This window comes from Streptomyces sp. NBC_01197, assembly GCF_036010505.1.
Taxonomy (GTDB): Bacteria; Actinomycetota; Actinomycetes; order Streptomycetales; family Streptomycetaceae; genus Streptomyces.
This window is the reverse complement of record NZ_CP108569.1, coordinates 6172501-6191543: the sequence shown is the minus strand read 5'-3', so window position 1 is coordinate 6191543 and position 19043 is coordinate 6172501. Positions and strand designations below refer to the sequence as shown.

Sequence of the window (19043 nt, the reverse complement as noted above, 5' to 3'; positions counted from 1 at the left end):
GAACGACACGATGAACGGACGGCCCCGATGGCACAGTCCCGGGATTACCTCACGAATCCGCGGTGCGACGCGCTTCACGACCCGGCTCACGGAAACCTGCGCCGACGGCTTCGGGTAGCGTCCGGCCTCATGGAGAACCAGGGCGGAATCACAGTGCAGCGGGCGCTTGAGCTGCCGGGGCTGCGCGGGGGGCTGCCCGAGGTCGTCGCGGGCGGCGACCGGCTCAGCCGCACCGTCCGGTGGGTGCACGCCGGTGAGGTGCCGAACATCGCCTCCCTGCTCAAGGGCGGCGAGTTGCTGCTCACCACCGGGCTTGGTCTGGGCACCCGCCCCGCCGAGCAGCGGGCGTTCGTCCGCCGGCTCGCCGACCGCGGGATCGCCGCCCTCGTGGTGGAGCTGGGCCCGCGCTTCTCACGGCTGCCGTCGACGCTCGTGGAGACCGCGCGGGCGGCCGGACTGCCGCTGGTCCAGCTGCACCGCGAGGTGCCCTTCGTCTCGGTGACGGAGGAGGTCCACACTGAGATCGTCAACGGTCACTACGCCCTGGTGCAGCGCGCCGACGAGGTGCACCGGCGGTGCACCCAGGCGCTGCTCGGCGGTGGCGGGGTGCCTCAAGTGCTCTCGATCCTGGCGGAGTTCACCGCGAACCCGGTCTTCCTGGAGACCCCCGACGGACAGCTGCTGTACGCCGCGGGCGAGGGCGAGCCGCTCCAGGTGTGGGAGGGGCTGCGCGGACACCGCCCGGCGGGCGCGGTCCTGGTGGACGTGGCGGGCGGCGGCTCGGGCACCGGTTCGGTACGGGCCAGACTGGCGCTCCTCCCGGTGTCGGCGCCGCTGGCCCAGGTACACCGGATGGCCGCCGAGCGGACCGCCGGGATCCTCGCCGTCGTGCTGATGCAGGCCCGGCAGGAGGAGGAGCTGGCAGCTCGCGGGCGCGGTGACTTCCTGACCGATCTGGCCGAGGGGCGGGTCTCCGCCCACGACGCGCCTGCCCAGGCCCGGGTCCTCGGCTTCCGGCCGGGCGAGGGTCCGCTGCTGCCCGTGGTGATGCGACTGGCGGCCGAGCTGTCGCCGTCGGGCAACTGGGCGGTGCTGGCCCGCGCCGTCCTGGAGGAGCTGAGCTCCGTCGGGGTGCCGGTGCTGCTGGGCGTACGCCCGGTGGAGGGCCGGGTCCCGCTGCTGCTCGCTCTGCGTACGGAGTCGGAACGGACCACCGTGGCCGACCGGGTGGCCGTCGCGCTGCGGGCCGGGGTGGCCCGCGCCGGCCTGGAGCGGGCCGGCGCGCATCCGCCGATCGTCGTGGTGGGGGTGGCGGGCGGCTGGGCCGCGGCATCGGCCGGGCTGCGACACGCCGCCGAGACGGCGACCGCCGCGCAGGGGCTGCCGGACCGGCCCTGGTACGACGCGCGGCGTCTTGACATCGACCTGCTGCTCTGGCGGCTGCGCGACCAGCCGGACCTGGCGGCCTTCGTGGACCGGGCGATCGGCCCGCTGCGCGAGCACGACCGCGCCTCGCGGCCCGCGCTGCTCCCCACGCTCCAGACCTACCTTGCCCACGCGGGCCGCAAGGCCGAGACGGCACGCGAGCTGCACCTCAACCGCCAGACGCTCTACAACCGGCTGGCACGGATCGCCGAGCTCCTCGGTACTGACCTGGACGACCCGCAGACGGTGCTCGCCCTGAGCCTGGCGCTGCGGGCCCGCAGGCACACCCCGTGACAGGGCCGCCGGCGGCGTGCTGTCAGCGGCCCCCAGCGGACTCGGTCAACTCGTCGTAGACGCTGAGCACTTGTGCCACCGTCTCGTCCTCGGTCGGCCAGTTCGCGGCCTGGGCCCGGCCCGCCGCGGCGAGTCCGTCCCGGCGGGCGGGGTCGGCCAGCAGCGCGGTCACTGTTGCGGCCAGCGCCTCCGGATCGCCGTACGGAACGAGTTCGGCCGCTTCGCCCACCAGCTCGGGCACCCCGCCGACCGCCATGGCGACCAGGGGCACCCCCAGCCACAGCGCCTCCTGCGCCAGCAGGGACCGCGCCTCCCAACGGCTGGACAGCACGGCGACATCGGCGGCCGCCAGCAGTTCGGTGACATCCTCGCGGCTGCCGATGAGCCGGACCGCGAGCGCGTCGGCCGCGATCCGGCTCTGCAGTGCGGCACGCTCCGGGCCCTCGCCCGCGATCACCAGCAGCGGAACCGGGTCGAGATGCTGCCAGAGACGGGCCGCGTCCAGCAGCTTCCCGTAACCGTGGTGCGCGACGAGGCTGCCCACAGTCATCACCAACGGCCTGTCCACCGCGCCCAGTTCCGCGCGTGCCTTGCTCTCGGTGCCGGTCGCGGCCACTCGCGGCGCGGGGAAAGCGACCGGCGCGAGCCGAGCGTCGCGCGCCCCCCGGCTCCGTGCCCTGTCGACCAGTTCTGACGACGTACCGAGCACAACTTCCGCCGCACGAACGGCCCTTCGCTCCATCAGCCGCAGCAGCCGACTCCGCGCGCCTTCGGCGTGCGGGCGGGTGTGCCAGGTGACCACGAGCGGCCGCCGCAGTCCGCCGAGCGCCAGCGAGGTCCGCACGGCGGCGTTCAGCCCGTGCGCGTGGACGATGTCGGCCCTCAGACAGGCAGCGCGCAGCGCGGCGACGGACGACGGATCGCTGCGCCGGGGTACGGGCACGAAGTGCGCGCCCGCCTCGCTGAAGCCGTACGTCCGCTCCAGTTCGGCGGGGGCGCACACGGTAACGTGCACGCCCCGCTCGACCAGGCCCCCGGTGAGCGACCGGACATGTGCGCTGCTGCCGGCGCTGCCGCCGCCCAGCACCTGGACGGCGCAGAGAGGTGAACGGCCGTACCGCGGGACCTGGGTGCTGCTCACTGACCGGAGCTCCTGAGTCGGCGTCGGACGGATGTGTGCGGCCCCAGGATGCCAGCCCGCGCACGGGTTCCGGCACTCTCCGGGGGACCGAGCCCCGGTGCGCTCGCGTCAACGCGCCTGAGCTGTCACCCGCATGGGTGAGCTGCGGTTCAACCGGCTGCCGCGCGGCTCACCTTGTCACCGTACGCGGCGGCGGCGACCACCGCTGCCGCGTGCGCGGCGAGTCCGGCCCGCCCGTTGCCCGCGACGATCGCCACGCCGAGGGCGGCACCGAGCGCGTGCGCTCCCGCGTCGCCGAGCATGGTCTGTTCGGCCAGGTCGTCGATGAGGACCGCGGCCGCGGCTCCGATCGGTGCGGCGGCGAGCGCCCCGCCCGGGCCACGCCGCAGCAGGCCGGGCGCCGCGAGACCGAGCACCGCGACGGCGGCCCGCCCCGGGCGCATGTCCACCAGGTTGACGAAGTGGGCGGCGCCCGCGACGACGACCCCGGCGAGAACCCGGTCGGCCGGGCGCTCCTTGAGCATCGCGCCCACGGCGAGACCTGCCGCGCCGATGCCCAGGAGCTTCACCGTGCCGCTGGTGATCTCACCGCGGCTCAGCGCGCCGAGGTGGGCACGGAATCCGCGGCGCGGATCGCCCGCGCCGGCCGTGTCGTCGTAGGCCCCGCAGGCCCCGGCGGTGAGCACGGCCAGGGCTGCCGCCCCGCGCTGCCGGGGCGGAAGGGTGCCGACGACCGCGCCGAGCGCCGCGCCGACGGTGGTGGCAGGACCGGCGCAGAGATCGACCGTGCGCTCGGCGTAGTTGGTGCGTTCCCAGCGCGCCGCGCCGCCCGGAAGCCGGCGGCGCAGCCCCGTCGCGGCGGCGCGGGTCGCGCCGAACGAGGCGAGGAGTGCGGTGGTCCGGGCGCCGTGTCTGGTCATGCGGTCCAGCCTAGTGCCGCGGCAGGCAACGTTCGTCGGGGGCGGGAGGCCGGCCCCGCAGCGGCCGATCACGGTCACCGCCCGGCCGTCTGCTTCCCTGCTCCCCCGCTGCCCCGCTGTCCGTTCAGCCGTCCGCCCGTGCCGTGGCAAGCAGTTCCTCCGCGTGCGCCCGGGCCGTCTCCGAGTCCTCCTGGCCCGCGAGCATCCGTGACAGCTCCCGTACCCGGTCCTCGCCCTCCAGGACCGTGACGCCGCTGCTGGTCACCGAACCGTCGTTGGTCTTCTCGACGAGCAGCTGCCGGTCGGCGAATGCGGCCACCTGCGGCAGATGGGTCACGACCACGACCTGCGCGGACCTGGCGAGCCTGGCGAGCCGCCGGCCCACCTCGACGGCGGCCTTGCCGCCGACCCCGGCGTCGACCTCGTCGAAGAGATACGTCGGTACGGGATCGGATCCCGCGAAGACGACCTCGACCGCGAGCATCACCCGGGAGAGCTCACCGCCCGACGCCCCCTTGGAGATGGGCCGGGCGGCCGCCCCGGGGTGCGGGGCGAGCAGCAGTTCCACCTCGTCGGCGCCGAGCGGGCCGTAGGCGACGGTCCGCCCGCCGACCTCCACTCCTGCGGGGTCGTCGGTCTGCCGGATGTCGATCGTCACCCGGGCGTGCGGCATGGCGAGCGAGGCGAGTTCGGCGGTGACGGCGCCGGCGAAGCGTTCGGCCGCCTCCGTACGCGCGTCGGTGAGCGTCTGCGCGAGGCCGGACAGCTCCGAGCGCAGCGCCTCGTGCTCCGCCGTCAGTTCGCCGATCCGGTCGTCGTCGCCCTCCAGCTCGGTGAGGCGGGCCGCGCCCTCCTCGGCCCAGGCCAGTACGGCCGCGATGTCCTCGCCGTACTTGCGTGTCAGCTGGGTCAGCGCGGCCCTGCGCTCCTCCACGGCGGCGAGCCGCAACGGATCGGCGTCGAGGTTGTCCGCGTAACCGGCCAGCTCCCCCGACACGTCGGCGAGCAGGATGCCGATCTCGCCGATCCGTTCGGCGAGCGCGGCCAGCGCCGGGTCGTGGCTGCGTACCGCGTCGAGCGCCCGCCCCGACCCGCCGACCAGGGTCGTCGCGTCGATCCCTTCGGGGTCCTCCGGGTTGCCGACGAGCGCGGTGTGCGCCGCGGACGCGGCGGACGCGAGCGCTTCGGCGTGGCCCAGCCGCTCGGCCTCGGCTGCGAGTTCGGCGTCCTCGCCGGGCAGCGGCTCGACCGCGGCGATCTCGTCGAGCCCGAAACGGAGCAGGTCGGCCTCCTGGGCCCGTTCCCGCGCCCGGGTGGTCAGTTCGTCCAGCTCGGCGGCGACGGCACGCAGCCGCTTGTAGGCAGCCGCGTACTTGGTGTGCGGGCCCCCCACCGCCTCACCGGCGTACCGGTCGAGGGCCTGGCGCTGCCTGGCCGGGCGCAGCAGCCCCTGCTGGTCGGTCTGCCCGTGCACGGCGACCAGTTCGTCGGCGATCTCGGCGAGCAGCCCGACCGGTACGGAACGTCCGCCGATGTGGGCCCGTGAGCGCCCTTCGGCCGAGACCGTCCGGCTGATGAGCAGCGCGCCCTCGTCGAGTTCGGCGCCCGCTTCCTCGGCCCGTACCGCGGCCGGCGAGCCCGCGGGCAGCGTGATCCGCCCTTCGACCATCGCCGACTTGGCACCGAGCCGCACCAGCGCGGCGTCGGCGCGCCCGCCGAGCAGCAGCCCGAGGCTGGTCACGACCATGGTCTTGCCCGCGCCCGTCTCACCCGTCACCGCGGTGAAACCGGGTGAAAGCTCCACCACGGCGTCGTCGATGACTCCGAGCGACCGTATCCGCATCTCCTCCAACACGCACACGACCATACGAGGTTTCCCGGGCCCCGTGCGACGTGCCCCGGCCGGAGAGGTCACCGGCCGGGGGTCGGGAGCTCAGTGCGGAGCGCCGCGCCAGCCCGCCACGGGCAGTGCGAACTTGGCCACCAGGCGGTCGGTGAACGACGCGTGGTGCAGCCGCGCCAGCCGTACGGGCACGGCCCCCCGGCGGACCTCGACCCGGGCCCCCGCGGGCAGCCCCACCCAGCGGCGCCCGTCACACCACAGGACGCCTTGCGGGGTGTGCGGCTGTACCTCGACCGCGAGGACGGAGGCGGGCGAGGTCACCAGCGGCTTGGCGAACAGCGCGTGTGCGCCGATGGGGACCATCAGCAGCGCCTCCACCTCCGGCCAGATCACCGGCCCGCCGGCCGAGAAGGCGTACGCGGTCGAACCGGTCGGGGTCGCACAGACGACGCCGTCGCAGCCGAAGCCGGTGACCGGACGGCCGTCGATCTCCAGGACGACCTCCAGCATCCGTTCGGGCTCGGTCTTCTGCACCGCGGCCTCGTTGAGCGCCCAGTCCCGGTGCACGATGTCGCCGTTGTTGTGCACGAGGACGTCGACGGTCATCCGCTCCTCGACCTCGTACGAACGGGTGACCACCCGGTCGACGACCTTGTCGAGGTCGTCGCGCTCGGCCTCGGCGAGGAAGCCGACCCTGCCGAGGTTGACGCCGAGCATCGGCACCCCGGACGCGCGGGCGAACTCGGCACCGCGCAGCAGCGTTCCGTCGCCGCCGAGAACGATCAGCAGCTCACAGCCGTCCAGGCAGGCGGGTGTCGCCTCGGCGACGAGTTCGACCGAGGGCGGCACCGGCAGGTCGGCCGCCTCCGCCGCCAGGACCCGGACGCGCAGGCCGTTCTTCAGCAGGCCCTCCACAACGCGCTCGGCGCTGCGGATGGCGGCGGGCCGCCCGGTGTGCGCGAGCAGGAAGACCGTACGGTCCGCAGGGGGCGGCGCCGCGGGTTCCGCCGCCCCTTCCACTGCCGGTCCCGCCGCCACGGCCGGTGCCACCGGCCGTGCCGCTGAGCCGACTGCCGTTGGTGATGCTGTTTCCGTCACTGCGGCCCCTCCGCCACTGCACGCTCCACATCCGCCGGATCGAGCGCGGGCGCGTCGGCCCGCAGCCACAGAAAGTACTCGACGTTTCCCGATGGCCCCGGCAGCGGACTGGCGGTGACACCCCGTACGCCGAGTCCGAGCCCGGCCGCCTGCCCGGCCACGGTCCGCACGGTCTCCGCCCGCAGCTGGGGGCTGCGGACCACGCCTCCGCTGCCCAGCCGGTCCTTGCCGATCTCGAACTGCGGTTTGACCATGAGCACCAGGTCGGCGCCGGGCCCCGCGCACCGCGCGAGAGCGGGCAGCACCAGACCCAGCGCGATGAACGAGAGGTCTCCGACCACCAGGTCCACGGGTGTTCCGCCGATGTCCTCCAGCGTCAACTCGCGTACGTTCGTACGGTCCTTGACGGTGACGCGGTCATCGCTCTGCAGCGACCAGGCGAGCTGCCCGTACCCGACGTCCACCGCGACGACCTGTGCGGCGCCCGCCCGCAGCAGGACGTCGGTGAAGCCGCCGGTCGACGCGCCCGCGTCCAGCGCCCGCCGCCCCTCGACGCGCAGGCCGAGCGGTGTGAAGGCCGCGAATGCGCCCGCGAGCTTGTGCCCGCCGCGCGAGACGTAGTCGGGGTCCGTGTCGTCCTTGCGTACGACGACGGCGGCGCTCGTCTCGACCTGGGTGGCCGCCTTGGTCGCGGTGGCGCCCTTGACGGTCACCCGCCCTGCCGCGATCAGCTGGCTCGCGTGCTCCCGCGAGCGGGCGAGACTCCGGCGGACCAGCTCGGCGTCGAGACGCCGGCGTGCCACTCCTGCCACGTTCGGTTCAGCTCCTGCTGTTGTGAGGGACGTTATGAAGGACGTCGTGAGGGGCGGGGCCACGGGCCGGGACCGGAGGTCCGGGCGGTGCGTCCAGCGCGTCCAGCGCCTCACGCAGCCCACGGTGTACATCTTCGTACACCTCGACATGTCCGTCGGCAGCGAGGTGGTCGGCGTCGGCCAGCCGGCCGAGCACCCGGTCCACCCCGTCGTTCCCGGTGGGCGTGCGGACGACTCCCAGCGGCGCCGGGGCATGTTCCGTACCGTCCTGGCTCCCGGTCTGCGCCCCGGAGGGCTCCGGCATCGCGTCACTCATGCCCAGACGCTACCCCGAAGCGCTGCGGTACGGTCGATCACGATGGCGACGACAGAAGAGTGCCGCAGCGCCCTCGACAGGCTCTCGGACAACATGACAGAGGCGAACAGCCGGGTACGCAGCGCGGCGGCACTGGACCGCTCGCTGAGCTGCCACATCACCGACCTGGACATCACCTTCACCGGGCGTCTGGTGGATGGCCGGATCCAGGTGCTCGACACCGTCGAAGGGCCGCCGCCCGCGAAGGCGGAGATCCGGCTCGCGATGAAGGGCGACGACCTGGTGGCCCTGGTCGCGGGCGAGCTGAACTTCGCGAAGGCCTGGGGCTCGGGCCGGGTTCGGCTCGAAGCGGGCTTCCGCGACCTGCTGCGCCTCAGGACACTGCTGTAGCCGCCCCCGCGGCACGCGCCCGGCGCCCGGCGGGCACCACCAGCGGTGTCCCCGACTCGGGGTCGTCGATGATCTGGCAGCGCAGCCCGAACACCTTCTCCACAAGAGCGGCCGTGACCACGTCGGCGGGCGGTCCCTCGGCGACGATCTCGCCGTCCCGCATGGCGATGAGGTGGGTCGCGTAGCGCGCGGCGTGGTTGAGGTCGTGCAGTACGGCCACCAGCGTGCGCCCCTGCGTCTCGTGCAGTTCGGCGCAGAGGTCGAGTACGTCGATCTGGTGCTGGATGTCGAGGAAGGTGGTCGGCTCGTCGAGGAGCAGCAGCGGGGTCTGCTGGGCGAGCGCCATCGCGATCCACACGCGCTGGCGCTGGCCGCCGGAGAGCTCGTCCACATAGCGGTCGCCGAGCTCGCCGATCCGCGTGGCGGCCATCGCCTCATCGACGATGCGCTCGTCCTCGGGCGACCACTGGCGCAGCAGGCCCTGGTGCGGGTAGCGGCCGCGGGCCACCAGGTCGGCGACCGTGATGCCGTCGGGGGCGATGGAGGACTGCGGAAGGAGCCCCAGCGTCCTGGCCACCTTCTTGGCCGGCATCGAACCGATCGCCTGCCCGTCGAGGAGTACCCGCCCCTGCGAGGGCTTCAGCATGCGCGACAGGGCGCGCAGCAGCGTCGACTTGCCGCAGGCGTTGGGTCCGACGATGACGGAAAAGGAGTTGTCGGGGATCTCGACCGAGAGGTTCTCGGCGATGACCCGCTGCTCGTAGCCGAGGGTGACCGATTCGGCGGTGAGTCGCTGCATGGGGGTGCTCCTGGTTGTCATCAGATCCGTCCTGCCTTGCGTTCGGAGACCAGCAGCCACAGCAGATAGCAGCCGCCGAGCACCCCCGTCACGACTCCCACCGGCAGTTGCCGGTCCCCGAAGGCCCGCTGGGCGATCCAGTCGGCGACCACCAGCAGGGCCGCGCCCATGAGGGCCGACGGGACGAGGTTGGCGCCGGGTGAGCGGGTCAGCCGCCGGGCCAGCTGGGGCGCGCTGAGCGCCACGAAGGCGATCGGCCCCGCTGCCGCGGTGGCCACCGCGGTGAGCAGGACCGCGGCCAGCATCAGGACCAGCCTGGTCCGCTCGACCCGTACGCCCAGGGCGTACGCGGCGTCGTCGCCCATCTCCAGCATCCTGAGGTTGCGCCCGTACCCCAGGACGACCGGCATCAGGACCACACAGGCGACCAGCAGCGGCCAGACCTGCGACCAGTCGCGGCCGTCGAGCGAGCCGGTCATCCAGACGACGGCGCGGGTCGCGTCGGCCAGATTGGCCTTGGTGATCAGATAGCTGTTGCAGGCGGTGAGCATGGCGGCTGCGCCGATGCCGACGAGGACCAGCCGGTAGCCGTGCACACCGCGCTTCCACGCCAGCGTGTACACGGCGATGCCGGTGGCCAGACCGCCGGCGATCGCCCCGCCGGCCACCGCGGTCGCCCCGCCGTGGAACAGCACGATCACCGCGAGCGCGCCGACACTGGCCCCCTGCCCGAAGCCGATCACGTCCGGACTGCCCAGCGGATTACGGGAGATGGACTGGAAGACCGCTCCCCCGACGCCCAGCGCCGCCCCCACGAGGAGGCCGACGAGCGCTCTCGGCAGCCGCAGGTCGTTGACGATGAACTCCTGGGCGGTGGTGCCGCTGCCCAGCAGGGTCCGGACCACGTCCGCGGGTGCGATCGGGTAGTCGCCGCTCCCGATGAGCACGACGGCCGCCGCGAGGGCGACCACGGCCAGCAGTACGACGACGACCGCGGTCCTGACCTCGACCCGCAGGGAGAGCCCGCCCGGGGTCCGTATCGCGTGGATCGCTTTCACAGCTGCGTCATCCTCCGGCGGCGTACGAGAAAGATGAAGATGGGGCCCCCGATGAGCGCGGTCACGATGCCGACCTGGAGTTCGGCGGGCCGGGCGACGATCCGGCCGACGACGTCGGCGCCCAGCAGCAGGACGGGCGAGAGGACCGCCGCGTACGGCAGCGTCCAGCGCATGTCGGGCCCGGTGACGGCCCGGACGATGTGCGGAACCATCAGCCCGATGAAGACGATCGGCCCGCAGGCGGCGGTCGCCGAACCGCAGAGCAGGGTGACGGCGGTCATCGCGAGCACCCGGGTGCGCGTCAGACGCGTGCCGAGCGACCTGGCCGTGTCATCGCCGAGGGCCATGGCGTTGAGGGGGCGGCCGAGCAGCAGCGCGACCAGCAGACCGGCCGCCACGAACGGCCACACCTGCGAGACCGTCCCGGACGTCGCCGACGCGAGCGAACCGACCGTCCAGAAGCGCATCTTGTCCAGCGCGGCCGAGTTCAGCAGCTCCACGGCGTTGACGTATCCGAACATCGCGTACGTGGCGGCCGTGCCGGCGAGCGCGAGCCGTACCGGGGTGGCGCCACGGCTCCCGCTCAGTACGTAGACGAGCACCGAGACCACCGCGGCGCCCGCGAACGCGAACCACACATAGCCGGTGAAGGAGCTGACGCCGAGAAAGCTCATCGCGGAGACCACGGCGGCTGAGGCACCCGCGTTGACACCGAGGATGCCGGGCTCGGCGAGCGGATTGCGGGTGAGCGCCTGCATCACCGCTCCCGCGACCCCGAGCGCGGCTCCGACGAGGACCCCCAGCAGGGTGCGCGGTATGCGCACGTCCCGGATCAGAACGTCGTCGGCGGTGCCCGAACTGTGCGCCAGGCCGTGCCACACATCGCCGAGCGGCATCGCCTTGGCTCCGAGCGCGATGCTCGCTACGACGACCAGGAGCAGCAATCCGAGCGACAGCAGCAGCCCGGCGGCGCGCGCCGAGTTGCGCTTGGGGGGCGCGGGAGCTTGTTCCGCGCTCTGTCTGGAGGGACTCTCGACCAACACGAGGTTAGGTTAGCCTACCCTGGCAATCCCTCGACCGGGAGGCGCCGGGGAGCGGGCGCCGTCGGGCGTTCAGAGCCCGATGCGGGAGATCACCTTGCCCGCGTCCAGACCGTACGTACCGTCGCCCGCCTCTGTCCAGGCCGCTGCGCACAGCGCCCGCAGCCCGTCCAGCGCACCCCCTTCACCGTCCACGGCCAGCTCCCCGTCCCGCACCGACGCGGTCCAGCCGCCGCAGCTGAACGCACCGCCCTCGCCTGTCACTTCGGGCTGGCCGGTGAGCAACCCGCGCAGATCCGCGTCCACATAGTTCGGCCGGTGCTCGGGCGGCGCGGCCAGCAGCTGCGCCGCGTCCGTCACCCCGGTCAGTACGAGCAGCGAGTCCACGCCGCCGTTGAACGCGCCCTCGATGTCGGTGTCCAGCCGGTCCCCGACGACCAGCGGCCGCTGGGCTCCGGTCCGCAGTACGGTCTCCCGGTGCATGGGGGGCAGCGGCTTCCCGGCCACCTGCGGCTCGGCCCCGGTGGCGATCCGGACGACCTCGACCGCGGCGCCGTTTCCGGGGGCGATCCCCCGGGCGCTGGGAATGGTCAGATCCGTATTGGAAACGAACCATGGCAGACCGCTGTTGATCGCGTACCCGGCCTCGGCCAGCCGCGCCCAGGCCATATCGGGACCGCCGTACCCCTGGGCCACCGCCACCGGGGAGTCCTCGGCGGAGTCCACCGGTTCCAGACCGCGTTCGCGCAGCGCGACCCGCAGCCCCTCACCGCCGACGACCAGCACCCTGGCTCCTCGCGGGACCTGATCGGCGATCAGCCGGGACACCGCCTGGGCCGAGGTGATGACATCGGCGGCCTCGGCGGGGACCCCCAGCTCGGTGAGGTGCAGTGCCACCGCATCCGGCGTCCGCAGCGCGTTGTTGGTGACATACGCGAGGTGCATCCCGCCGTCCCGCGCGGTCCCGAGTGAGGCGACAGCGTGGACGATCGCCGCACCCCCCGCGTACACCACCCCGTCCAGATCGAGCAGGGCTGTGTCGTAGGTCTCACTCAGCGCTGTCCTCATACCGTCGGGGCTGGTCCTGGTCTGCCGGGTCATCGCACTCCTCGATAGCTGTTCTCTCCCGATCATCCCGTATGACGGATCCCCACATACCATGCACCAATGACTTCAAGTAGTCGGCATGCGGACAACGGGCTGCGTCTTTTCCCTTTCCGAGGAGTGCGCTACGTTCCCGAACGCATCGGCAGCCTCGCAGCGGTCACGTCTCCGCCGTACGACGTCGTCGTCAGGCCGGACGGGCTGCTGCACCTGGAGTCCGCCGATCCGCACAACATCGTGCGGCTGATCCTGCCGCAGGCCGACACTCCGGCCGCCCGCAACGAGAAGGCCGCGGCGACCCTCTCGGACTGGCTCAGCGACGGCATCCTGGCCGCCGACCCCGAGGCCGCCCTGTATGTGTACGAGCAGCGCAAGGGCGCTGTGCTCCAGCGCGGTCTCATCGGCGCGCTGGCCCTCTCCACACCCGAGGAGGGCGTGGTCCTTCCGCACGAGGATGTGATGGCCGACATCGTCGCGGACCGGGCGGCGCTGATGCGGACCACAGCCGTCAACTTCGAGCCGCTCCTGCTCACCTACCGCAGCGGCGGCGGCGCGACGGGGACAGCGGACACAGCGGGCGCGGGGGCTGTCATCGAACGGACCATAACCGGCCCTCCTCTGCTCGCGACGACCACCGAGGACGGCTTCAGCCACCGGCTGTGGGCCGTCACCGACCCGGCGGAGATCACGGAGGCGCAGGCGGACCTGGCCGACCGCCAGGCACTGATCGCCGACGGGCACCACCGGTGGGCGACATATCTCCGGCTGCGCGGCGAACATCCGGGGCCTGGCCCATGGGGGTACGGCCTGGTACTCCTCATCGACACGGTCCACTATCCGCTCCAGGTCCGGGCGATCCACCGGGTACTGCGCCGGCTGCCGGTCCACGAGGCGCTGACGGCACTCGACGGCGCCTTCCAGGTCCGCACTATCGACGCGCTCCCGGAGGCTCTGGCCGCCCTCACCGACGCGGCGGCCGAGGGCAACACCTTCCTGCTCGCCGGAGACGGCCGGTTCCATCTCATCGACCGTCCGTCGGAGGAACTGCTGGCCCGTACGGTCCCCACGGACCATCCCGCGGCCTGGCAGACCCTCGACGCGACCGTCCTGCACCACACGCTGCTGGACAAGGTCTGGTCGGTCCCCGACGCGCCTGAGCACATCGCGTACATCCACGCCACGGACGCGGCCGTCGAACAGGCGGAGCGGCATGGCGGCACAGCAGTCCTGATGCATCCGGTACGCGAGGAGGTCGTCCGGGAGCTGGCCCGCCAAGGAGTGACGATGCCGCGCAAGTCGACGTCGTTCGGCCCGAAACCGGCGACCGGGCTGGTGCTGCGCAGCCTCACCATCGACTGAGACCGCACGGAGCCCGCCCCACGCGAAGAAGGACCGTACCCCGGCTTTCCCGGGGTACGGCCCTTCTCGTTGACCGGCCAGAACCGGCTTGCGGGGTCAGTCCCGGTCGTCGTCCGTGCTGCGATCGCCCGCGCCCCGGTCCGGCACTTCGCCCCGGTGCTCTCCGGACTCGTGTGAGTCGTCGTCCGACTCGTCCTCGACGTCGACGAACTCGACGCCCTCCAGCTCGGCGAGCCGGTCCGAGGCGTCCGTCGAGCCGTCCTTGTCGGACTCGATGGTCTTGGCGAACCACTCACGCGCCTCGTCCTCGCGCCCCGCGGCGAGGAGCGCGTCGGCGTACGCGTAGCGCAGCCGCGCGGTCCACGGCTGTACGGAGTTGGACGCCAGCTCCGGGCTCTGCAGCGTGACGATCGCCGCGTCGATCTGCCCCATGTCGCGGCGCGCACCGGCGGCGACCAGTCGCATCTCGACCTGTCCGGCCTTGTCGAGCCTCTGCACCTCGGGCTCTCCGGCCATCGCCATCGCCCGCTCGGGCCGGCCCAGACCGCGCTCGCAGTCAGCCATGACGGGCCAGAGGTCGACCGTGCCGGTCATCCGCTTCGTGGCGCGGAACTCGGCGAGTGCCTCCGTGTACTTCTGCGTCGCGTACGCGGCGAACCCGGCCGCCTCACGCACAGCGGCGACCCGGGAGGCCAGCCGAAGAGCGATACGCGAGTACTCGTACGCCTCGTCGGGGTCCTCGTCGATCAGCCGGGCGACCATCACCAGGTTCTTGGCGACATCCTCGGCGAGGGTCTTGGGCAGGCTCATGAGCTCCTGCCGTACGTCCTTGTCGATCTCCTGGCCGGTGACATCCTCAGGAATGGGAAGCCGCTTGACGGGCTCGCGGTCCCGGTCACGGTCGTCACGCTGGAATCCGCCCCCGCGCTCGTCACGCTGACCACCGCGGTATCCACCGCGGTCCCGGTCGTCACGGCCGCCGCGGAACCCGCCACGGTCACCGCCGGAGGGGCGGCCACCGCGGTCACCGCCCCGGTCGTCGCGCCGACCGTACCCGACACCGCTGGGACGGTCGTCACGGCGGAAACCGCCACCCCGCTCATCATCACGGCGCGGGGCGCCGGAGGAACGGTCGTCACGGCCGCCGCGGAACCCACCGCGGTCACCGCCGGAGGGACGGCCACCACGGTCACCGCCCCGGTCGTCGCGGCGCTCAAAACCGCCACCACTGCTGGGACGCCCACGGCTGTCGTCACGACGATCGTCACGGCGGTCACCACGACTGTCGTCACGACGGAAGGACGGCCGGTCATCACGACGGAACCCGCCACCGCTGCCGCCCGGACGCCCACCACGGTCGTCGTCACGGCGCGGACCACCGGACGGCCGGTCATCACGGCCGCCGCGGAACCCACCACGGTCGCTGCCCCGGTCGTCGCGCCGGCCGTACCCGCCACCGCTGGAGCGGTCGTCACGGCGGAAGCCACCGCCCCGCTCATCGTCCCGACGCGGGCCACCGGAAGAGCGGTCATCACGGCGCGGGGCGCCGAAGGAACGGTCGTCGCGACCGCCGCGGAACCCACCGCGGTCACCGCCGGAGGGGCGCCCACCACGGTCACCGCCCCGGTCGTCGCGGCGCTCAAAACCGCCACCACTGCTGGGACGCCCACCACGACTGTCGTCACGACGATCGTCACGGCGGGCACCACGACTGTCGTCACGACGGAAGGACGGCCGGTCATCACGGCGGGCGAACCCACCGCCGCTGCCGCCCGGACGCCCACCACGGTCACCACTGGAAGGGCGGCCGCCACGGTCGTCACGCTGGCCACCGCGGTATCCACCGGCGCTGCCGGGTCGTCCACCCCGGTCGTCATCACGACGGGGACCCGACGGCCGGTCATCACGACCACCACGGAAACCGCCACCCGCCGGGCGCCCGCCACGGTCGTCCCGGCGCGGGCCACTGGAGGAGCGGTCGTCACGACCACCACGGAATCCACCAGCACCGGCGCCACTGCCTCGACTGCCACTGCTGCCACCGCGGTTGTCGTCACGACGGAAGCCACCACGGTCGTTGTTGTCCCGGCTCGGACCACTGGACCGATTGTCACGACCACTGCGGAATCCGCCCTGGTCACCGCTGTCCCGGCGACGCGGCTCGCGCTCCGGTCGGTCGTCGGGAGAGTTGGTGGACATGGGTGGGGCTCCTGTCTTCGGGTACCGCAGTCATTCTCACGCAGTCGGCGATCCGATGCGCTTCGGGAAATAAAAAAAGGACCTTTGGTCCCAGCGTTGAACGCTGGGACCAAAGGTCCTTCAAAGATTGTTCGGCGGCGTCCTACTCTCCCACAGGGTCCCCCCTGCAGTACCATCGGCGCTGAAAGGCTTAGCTTCCGGGTTCGGAATGTAACCGGGCGTTTCCCTAACGCTATGACCACCGAAACCCTATTTGGGCTCTAGCGAACAAGCACACTCTTCAGTTAAGTAAGTGAAACAAGTTCCGCCGGCACGATAGTTCGTGGCCTGGGAACAACACAGTGGACGCGAGCAACTGAGGACAAGCCCTCGGCCTATTAGTACCAGTCAGCTCCACCCGTTACCGGGCTTCCACATCTGGCCTATCAACCCAGTCGTCTACTGGGAGCCTTAACCCCTCAAAGGGGGTGGGAATACTCATCTCGAAGCAGGCTTCCCGCTTAGATGCTTTCAGCGGTTATCCTTTCCGAACGTAGCCAACCAGCCATGCCCTTGGCAGGACAACTGGCACACCAGAGGTTCGTCCGTCCCGGTCCTCTCGTACTAGGGACAGCCCTTCTCAATATTCCTACGCGCGCAGAGGATAGGGACCGAACTGTCTCACGACGTTCTAAACCCAGCTCGCGTACCGCTTTAATGGGCGAACAGCCCAACCCTTGGGACCGACTCCAGCCCCAGGATGCGACGAGCCGACATCGAGGTGCCAAACCATCCCGTCGATATGGACTCTTGGGGAAGATCAGCCTGTTATCCCCGGGGTACCTTTTATCCGTTGAGCGACAGCGCTTCCACAAGCCACTGCCGGATCACTAGTCCCGACTTTCGTCCCTGCTCGACCCGTCGGTCTCACAGTCAAGCTCCCTTGTGCACTTACACTCAACACCTGATTGCCAACCAGGCTGAGGGAACCTTTGGGCGCCTCCGTTACTCTTTAGGAGGCAACCGCCCCAGTTAAACTACCCATCAGACACTGTCCCTGATCCGGATCACGGACCGAGGTTAGACATCCAGCACGACCAGAGTGGTATTTCAACGACGACTCCACAACCACTGGCGTGGCCGCTTCACAGTCTCCCACCTATCCTACACAAGCCGAACCGAACACCAATATCAAACTGTAGTAAAGGTCCCGGGGTCTTTCCGTCCTTCTGCGCGAAACGAGCATCTTTACTCGTAGTGCAATTTCACCGGGCCTATGGTTGAGACAGTCGAGAAGTCGTTACGCCATTCGTGCAGGTCGGAACTTACCCGACAAGGAATTTCGCTACCTTAGGATGGTTATAGTTACCACCGCCGTTTACTGGCGCTTAAGTTCTCAGCTTCGCAACCCCGAAAGATCACTAACCGGTCCCCTTAACGTTCCAGCACCGGGCAGGCGTCAGTCCGTATACATCGCCTTACGGCTTCGCACGGACCTGTGTTTTTAGTAAACAGTCGCTTCTCGCTGGTCTCTGCGGCCACCCCCAGCTCACCAAGTAAATCGGATCACCAGGAATGGCCCCCCTTCTCCCGAAGTTACGGGGGCATTTTGCCGAGTTCCTTAACCATAGTTCACCCGAACGCCTCGGTATTCTCTACCTGACCACCTGAGTCGGTTTAGGGTACGGGCCGCCATGAAACTCGCTAGAGGCTTTTCTCGACAGCATAGGATCATCCACTTCACCACAATCGGCTCGGCATCAGGTCTCACCCTCCATGCCATCCGGATTTACCTGGATGACGGGCTACACCCTTACCCCGGGACAACCACCGCCCGGGCTGGACTACCTTCCTGCGTCACCCCATCGCTTACCTACTACCACCTTGGTTCAGCGGCTCCACCACTCCCCTTTGCCCGAAGGCTCCAGGACGGCTTCACGGCCTTAGCATCAATGGGCTCAGTACTGGGCGTTTCAAAGCGGGTACCGGAATATCAACCGGTTGTCCATCGACTACGCCTGTCGGCCTCGCCTTAGGTCCCGACTTACCCTGGGCAGATCAGCTTGACCCAGGAACCCTTAGTCAATCGGCGCACACGTTTCTCACGTGTGTATCGCTACTCATGCCTGCATTCTCACTCGTGAACCGTCCACAACTCGCTTCCGCGGCTGCTTCACCCGGCACACGACGCTCCCCTACCCATCCCAGCCCCCGTTAGGGGTACATGCTGGAATGACACGACTTCGGCGGTACGCTTGAGCCCCGCTACATTGTCGGCGCGGAATCACTTGACCAGTGAGCTATTACGCACTCTTTCAAGGATGGCTGCTTCTAAGCCAACCTCCTGGTTGTCTCTGCGACTCCACATCCTTTTCCACTTAGCGTACGCTTAGGGGCCTTAGTCGATGCTCTGGGCTGTTTCCCTCTCGACCATGGAGCTTATCCCCCACAGTCTCACTGCCGCGCTCTCACTTACCGGCATTCGGAGTTTGGCTAAGGTCAGTAACCCGGTAGGGCCCATCGCCTATCCAGTGCTCTACCTCCGGCAAGAAACACACGACGCTGCACCTAAATGCATTTCGGGGAGAACCAGCTATCACGGAGTTTGATTGGCCTTTCACCCCTAACCACAGGTCATCCCCCAGGTTTTCAACCCTGGTGGGTTCGGTCCTCCACGACCTCTTACAGCCGCTTCAACCTGCCCATGGCTAGATCACTCCGCTTCGGGTCTAGAGCGTGCAACTCAAACGCCCTATTAGGACTCGCTTTCGCTACGGCTTCCCCACACGGGTTAACCTCGCTACACACCGCTAACTCGCAGGCTCATTCTTCAAAAGGCACGCAGTCACGACTGACAGTACAAGTACCGCCAGCGACGCTCCCACGGCTTGTAGGCACACGGTTTCAGGTACTATTTCACTCCGCTCCCGCGGTACTTTTCACCATTCCCTCACGGTACTATCCGCTATCGGTCACCAGGGAATATTTAGGCTTAGCGGGTGGTCCCGCCAGATTCACACGGGATTTCTCGGGCCCCGTGCTACTTGGGAGTCACACAAGCAAGCCGTTGATGTTTCAGCTACGGGGGTCTTACCCTCTACGCCGGACCTTTCGCATGTCCTTCGCCTACACCAACGGTTTCTGACTTGCCCAACAGCCGGCAGACTATTGAAGTGCAATCCCACAACCCCGCATGCGCAACCCCTGCCGGGTATCACACACATACGGTTTGGCCTCATCCGGTTTCGCTCGCCACTACTCCCGGA

Annotated in this window: 14 protein-coding genes, 2 rRNA genes and 1 pseudogene (1 of these 17 running past the window's edge); 3 read left to right on the top strand and 14 right to left on the bottom strand. The window is 70.2% G+C overall.

Annotation, left to right across the window (positions count from 1 at the left end; all coding sequences use genetic code 11):
* The first annotated feature begins 129 nt into the window (after positions 1-129).
* Positions 130-1719 carry a PucR family transcriptional regulator gene (locus OG452_RS28470; RefSeq protein ID WP_327298420.1) on the top strand — a complete coding sequence of 530 codons (1590 nt, stop codon included), beginning with the start codon at positions 130-132 and terminating at the stop codon, positions 1717-1719.
* Between the two features lie 22 nt (positions 1720-1741).
* Here OG452_RS28470 and OG452_RS28465 read toward each other — a convergent pair whose 3' ends face one another.
* The 6 genes from OG452_RS28465 to OG452_RS28440 all read right to left on the bottom strand — a co-directional run bounded on the left by OG452_RS28465 (position 1742) and on the right by OG452_RS28440 (position 7849).
* Positions 1742-2860, bottom strand: coding sequence for a glycosyltransferase family 4 protein (locus OG452_RS28465; RefSeq protein WP_327298419.1), 1119 nt, complete (start codon positions 2858-2860; stop codon positions 1742-1744).
* Between the two features lie 149 nt (positions 2861-3009).
* Positions 3010-3780, bottom strand: coding sequence for a hypothetical protein (locus OG452_RS28460; RefSeq protein WP_327298418.1), 771 nt, complete (start codon positions 3778-3780; stop codon positions 3010-3012).
* Between the two features lie 124 nt (positions 3781-3904).
* Positions 3905-5647, bottom strand: coding sequence for a DNA repair protein RecN (recN, locus tag OG452_RS28455; RefSeq protein WP_327298417.1), 1743 nt, complete (start codon positions 5645-5647; stop codon positions 3905-3907).
* A 66-nt stretch (positions 5648-5713) separates the two neighbouring features.
* Positions 5714-6661, bottom strand: coding sequence for an NAD kinase (locus OG452_RS28450; protein WP_405565288.1), 948 nt, complete (start codon positions 6659-6661; stop codon positions 5714-5716).
* Between the two features lie 56 nt (positions 6662-6717).
* Entirely contained in the window at positions 6718-7533 is an 816-nt protein-coding gene (locus tag OG452_RS28445; RefSeq protein WP_327298416.1) for a TlyA family RNA methyltransferase, read from the bottom strand.
* A gap of 7 nt (positions 7534-7540) precedes the next feature.
* Positions 7541-7849, bottom strand: coding sequence for a hypothetical protein (locus tag OG452_RS28440; protein WP_405560338.1), 309 nt, complete (start codon positions 7847-7849; stop codon positions 7541-7543).
* A gap of 42 nt (positions 7850-7891) precedes the next feature.
* On the opposite strand from OG452_RS28440, the gene OG452_RS28435 reads away from it, so the two are divergent.
* Positions 7892-8239, top strand: a complete 348-nt coding sequence (locus tag OG452_RS28435; RefSeq protein WP_327298415.1) for an SCP2 sterol-binding domain-containing protein — start codon at positions 7892-7894, stop codon at positions 8237-8239.
* Here the strand turns inward: OG452_RS28435 and OG452_RS28430 are convergent.
* From OG452_RS28430 to OG452_RS28415, 4 genes are all read right to left on the bottom strand, one after another.
* Positions 8223-9038 carry an ABC transporter ATP-binding protein gene (locus tag OG452_RS28430; RefSeq protein WP_327298414.1) on the bottom strand — a complete coding sequence of 272 codons (816 nt, stop codon included), beginning with the start codon at positions 9036-9038 and terminating at the stop codon, positions 8223-8225. The two genes, OG452_RS28435 and OG452_RS28430, sit on opposite strands and share 17 nt — an antisense overlap.
* A gap of 20 nt (positions 9039-9058) precedes the next feature.
* Positions 9059-10096, bottom strand: coding sequence for a FecCD family ABC transporter permease (locus OG452_RS28425; RefSeq protein ID WP_327298413.1), 1038 nt, complete (start codon positions 10094-10096; stop codon positions 9059-9061).
* Positions 10093-11139: a FecCD family ABC transporter permease gene (locus OG452_RS28420; RefSeq protein WP_327298412.1), complete on the bottom strand. Its 1047-nt coding sequence runs from the start codon at positions 11137-11139 to the stop codon at positions 10093-10095. The genes OG452_RS28425 and OG452_RS28420 overlap by 4 nt, the downstream gene beginning before the upstream one ends.
* A gap of 69 nt (positions 11140-11208) precedes the next feature.
* Complete coding sequence (locus OG452_RS28415; protein WP_327298411.1) at positions 11209-12237, bottom strand: HAD hydrolase-like protein; 1029 nt, start codon at positions 12235-12237, stop codon at positions 11209-11211.
* Positions 12238-12303: 66 nt separating this feature from the next.
* Here OG452_RS28415 and OG452_RS28410 point away from each other — a divergent pair, with 66 nt between their 5' ends.
* Entirely contained in the window at positions 12304-13599 is a 1296-nt protein-coding gene (locus OG452_RS28410; RefSeq protein ID WP_327298410.1) for a DUF1015 domain-containing protein, read from the top strand.
* A gap of 96 nt (positions 13600-13695) precedes the next feature.
* Here OG452_RS28410 and OG452_RS28405 read toward each other — a convergent pair whose 3' ends face one another.
* The 4 genes and pseudogenes from OG452_RS28405 to OG452_RS28390 form a co-directional block, all read right to left on the bottom strand.
* Entirely contained in the window at positions 13696-14409 is a 714-nt protein-coding gene (locus OG452_RS28405) for a tetratricopeptide repeat protein (protein ID WP_327298409.1), read from the bottom strand.
* Between the two features lie 156 nt (positions 14410-14565).
* Positions 14566-15336: pseudogene (locus tag OG452_RS35495) on the bottom strand (hypothetical protein); the annotation flags it as partial.
* A 591-nt stretch (positions 15337-15927) separates the two neighbouring features.
* Positions 15928-16044 (bottom strand): 5S ribosomal RNA (rrf, locus tag OG452_RS28395).
* Between the two features lie 111 nt (positions 16045-16155).
* Positions 16156-19043, bottom strand: a 23S ribosomal RNA gene (locus tag OG452_RS28390) (it continues 237 nt past the right edge of the window).